The sequence below is a fragment of the Arthrobacter sp. H14 genome (assembly GCF_000520495.1).
Classification (GTDB): Bacteria; Actinomycetota; Actinomycetes; order Actinomycetales; family Micrococcaceae; genus Arthrobacter_C.
In genome coordinates this window covers 2,441-5,480 of record NZ_KI914631.1, presented here as the reverse complement: position 1 = coordinate 5,480, position 3,040 = coordinate 2,441, and the positions used below count along the sequence as shown (strand labels likewise).

Genomic DNA, 3,040 nt, shown 5'->3' with positions numbered 1-3,040 from the left:
CATCTCAAAGACCCGCACCGGCGCTAAAATCACCAAGAAATACGACAAGCCGGCCACCCCGTACCAACGGGTGATCGCCGATGAAGGGACCGTGCTCAAGAAGGTCAAGACGAAGCTGACACGGGAAAACAAACCGCTGAACCCGGCAAAGCTCCAACGTGAAATCCAAGCCCTCACCGCCGAACTCCTGACCCTGGCCACCGCAAAACGAGGACCAAAAACGCAAACAGCTATCCGGACAAAATCAAATGATTCTGCGAATCGATCCAGCCGGGCATCTTGACATGATTCCTCGGGGAGCGCCATAAGGTCCTCGTTCCACAGGAACGACTTGCGACCGGACGCCATGCACAGCGTAAAAGGCTGCCCGGAGCAATGTGAATCGCTCCGGACAGCCTTTCAGCATGTGCTTATTCTTTAATTCACCCGGCGCGGTTTGCCGGTTGAGGCCTGTGCTAACCCGCCACGGTGGCGATCAGCTCCGATCCGCCAAGGTAGACAAAGAGCAGCACAATCAGGACCAACAGGGTGTTGTTGACCTTGCCGTTACGGTAATGCGGTTCCACCCTCTTGGAATTGAGCAGGTACAGGAGCCCCAGCGAGAGTATGGGCATGAATATTGCGCCCAGGACGCCATAGGCGAGAACAACCGCCAGAGGTTCCCCGACAAAGAGCAACAGCATGGGTGGGAAGGTCATCCACGCCAGGTAAATTCGGAATGAGGTGTCCTTCTCCGAAATAACTTCGTGCGTTACGGTTTCCTTCCGCTTGGCCTGCCGCAGGATGCGTACGAAGTCGGCAAAGAGGTAGGAGATTCCATGCCACGGGCCGAGAATCGATGTAAAGACAGCTGCCCAAATTCCCACCAGAAGGGCCCAGCGGGCCACAGAGCCAAACCTATCGCCATATGCATCAGCTAGTCCCAGCAGTCCGTCGTTTCCCTCGATCGTTACGCCTGAACCGAAGAGGAGCTCCGCGGCGATAACCAGGATGGCAACAGCGAAGATACCGGTGATGATGTATGCGGACGTGATGTCGAAACGCATCATCGGAATCCACTTTTTGCCCTTCCATCCCTTGGCATGGATCCAGTACGAGTAGCAGGTGAGGGTGATGGTTCCGCCGACGCCGCCGATGATTCCTAGAATGCGGACTACTGAGCCTTCCGGAACGGACGGCATCAGGCTGTACTCGACACTTCCGAGGTTCACCATTATGACCAGGGCCGAACCGACAACAGTGATGAACATGACGCCGATGAGAACTGTCATCGCCTTTTCGAGGAATGCGTATCGACCGAACCAAACAAGGACGAAACCTGCCACTCCGGAGAGGACAGCCCACAACCAGAATGGAGTTCCGGGGAACATCGCAGTCAGTACCAGCGCCGATACCGCCGGCACAGCTGCTCCATACACCAGGCCGAAGATGACGACATATATACCGAAGTAAGTGGTCGCCCACCAGCCCAGCGAATGCCATCCCTGCAGGAACGTCTTGCCCGTGGCCAAATACCAGCGGCCGATTCCCTCCGACAGAATCAGTTTAATAACGGCTCCACCGATGACCGCCCACATAAGGGCCCAGCCAAAAGTAGATCCAGCGATCGTGGCCATGATGAAGTCACCGGCGCCAACACCCGTCGCTGCCACGATGAGTCCCGGGCCTATGAACTTTAGTTTTCCTCCGAATGTTGTAGGAGGTTCACGCGTAGCGCCAGACGTGTTTTCAGTATCGGTTTGCAAAGTTTCGTCCTCTTTCGGAACATTCGAGTGTATTTTGGGCCGGTGATTTAAAGCCGGCGCATGGCGAGACATTTTTCAGGGCCCCACTGCCCCCAACAGAACCGGCAGTGCCCTGCCAGTGTCAGCGGTTATTGCAAGTCAGAACAACCGTGAGGCACGGCATGCCAGGAACGGGCTCCTTTGACCGTCCGGGCCCTCGTTTCGCGCCTCGGAGTCCTTTGCACCAAGGGAGTCCTTTCTGTTTAAGACCTGGGAGCTAACGCCCAAGCAGCTTGGTTTTCATGGCCGCTTCACGCCACGTGTGAGGTCGACCACAACTACGATAGGTCACGCTGCTTGCTATTACAATACGCAGATTGTTACAGTACAAAAATGAACAGTTCGGAAACGAAACTTGGATGGGTGCCGACAGAGCCAACCTCACGTGGCGTGGCTACAGCGGTGAGCCGGGCGATACGTGATGGTGTACTTCAGCCGGGCGCGAAGCTGCCGCCTATCCGCAGCGTCGCGTCCCAACTGGGCTTGTCGCCGACGACGGTCAGTGCGGCTTGGGCTTTGCTTGCCCGTTCCGGTGCAATACATACGAATGGGCGGCGCGGCACAAAGATTGCAGACACACAGACAGGTTCCGCCAGGTATCGGCAGGCGTTGGACCGGCGGGGTTTGTTCACCTTGGATCTCTCCACGGGTGTGCCGGACCGTGCACTCCTTCCTGACTTGAGTCGGGTGCTGGAGAACCTCACAACGGCAGTCACACCGGGCAGCTATCTGGATGAGCCCGTTGTGCCGGAGCTTATCGAAATCCTCAGGGAGGGGTGGCCGTACGAAGCTCAGAAGTTCACAGTCGTTGATGGTGCGATGGATGCGCTGGAGATGGTTACCCGGACGGTGGTCCGGTTCGGAGACAGGGTGATTGTCGAGCATCCGACATTTCCCCTTATCCTCGATCAGTTGGAAGCTGCCGGGGCGGAAATTGTTGGAGTGCCGATCGATGAGCAGGGAATGCTTCCCGGTCCTTTGGCGGAGGCGCTCGCTTTACCCGCTGCGGCTGTATTCCTGCAGCCACGTGCGCAAAATCCTACGGGAATCTCCCTAACCCCTGCCCGCGCAGAAGAGTTGGCCCGGATTGCCGGCGCGGCTGACACCATCGTGATTGAGGACGATTCCGCGGGCTCGGTGGCATGGACGCCGGCGATCAGCCTGGGGGAATGGCTGCCCGGCCAGACTATTCATGTGCGGAGTTTCTCAAAGTCGCATGGCCCTGATCTGCGGCTCGCCGCCATAAGCGGTCCGGA

The 3,040-nt window shown here is 57.5% G+C and carries 2 protein-coding genes and 1 pseudogene; 2 read left to right on the top strand and 1 reads right to left on the bottom strand.

Going from position 1 to position 3,040, the window contains the following annotated elements; genetic code table 11:
* Positions 1-283 (top strand): annotated as a pseudogene (locus Y707_RS31235) (hypothetical protein); the annotation flags it as partial.
* Between the two features lie 172 nt (positions 284-455).
* Here Y707_RS31235 and Y707_RS0104430 read toward each other — a convergent pair.
* Complete coding sequence (locus tag Y707_RS0104430) at positions 456-1,745, bottom strand: Nramp family divalent metal transporter (protein ID WP_051441642.1); 1,290 nt, start codon at positions 1,743-1,745, stop codon at positions 456-458.
* Positions 1,746-2,117: 372 nt separating this feature from the next.
* Here Y707_RS0104430 and Y707_RS23405 point away from each other — a divergent pair.
* Positions 2,118-3,040, top strand: a 923-nt coding sequence (locus tag Y707_RS23405; RefSeq protein ID WP_035780310.1) for an aminotransferase class I/II-fold pyridoxal phosphate-dependent enzyme, incomplete at its 3' end; no start/stop codon positions are given.